Genomic DNA, 809 nt, shown 5'->3' with positions numbered 1-809 from the left:
CCTGCGCTTTGGCGTCGGCACCTCGATGACACGTTCGAGTTCCTCAATCAGATCCGCAAAAGTTCAAGCCAGCAGGAAATCTGCCAACACCTGATTTCCTATGCCGACCGGTTTGGCGCGAGAAACGTGCTGGCGGGACCGATCCCGCCGCCGCGAGCGCTGAGACGCGAACAGATCTCGCATGTGCTGCTCGATGCCTGGCCTCAACAATGGTCGGAGCGCTATTTCTCGAAAGGCTACCTTTATCGCGACCCCACCATCCAACTTGTGAAGCGTGGGGCCACGCCCTTCCGGTGGAGCGAGATCGATCAGGTTGCGACCGTTTGTTCCTTCGGCCGACGGGTTATGGCCGAGGCATCAGAATTCAAGCTACGCGACGGCTTCACGATTCCGTTCGCAACATTGAGCGGCCAGGCGGTGGGATTTTCCGTTGCAGGGGAGAAGCTCGAGCCAGATCCGCACGACCGTCTCGCCTTTCAGTTCGTCGCCGCCTGCGCCTTCGGTTGCGCGGTCATTCTTGCCGAGGGAAAACGAAGCTCGACACCCGTGCGCCTGTCGCCTCGCCAGCAGGACGTGCTGCGCTGGGCCGCTGAAGGCCTTACCGTCGACAACATCGCTGATCGCCTCAACATCAGCCGCAACACCGCAGATACACATCTGCGAACGGTGCGCCAGAGGCTCGGCGTGGCAAACAACGTGCATGCTGTCGCGAAAGCTTTCCGGCTGGGGCTGATCAGCTAGCCTCACGCAATCGCGTGATGCCGCATCGGTCCGCGATGAACCATTGGGTTGGCCTCGAAACTGGAGGA

Annotated in this window: 1 protein-coding gene; it reads left to right on the top strand. The window is 60.7% G+C overall.

The genetic code is table 11. The annotated features are described in order from the left end of the window. The coding region (locus tag O7A60_RS31725) for a LuxR family transcriptional regulator (RefSeq protein WP_337109586.1) at window positions 1-741 on the top strand (741 nt) is incomplete at its 5' end. Window positions 742-809: the final 68 nt, after the last annotated feature.

The organism is Mesorhizobium salmacidum (SeqCode), assembly GCF_037179605.1.
GTDB classification, from domain to species: domain Bacteria; phylum Pseudomonadota; class Alphaproteobacteria; order Rhizobiales; family Rhizobiaceae; genus Mesorhizobium; species Mesorhizobium salmacidum.
Note: the sequence above shows the minus strand (reverse complement) of the source record. Positions and strands in the feature narration are given on the sequence as shown.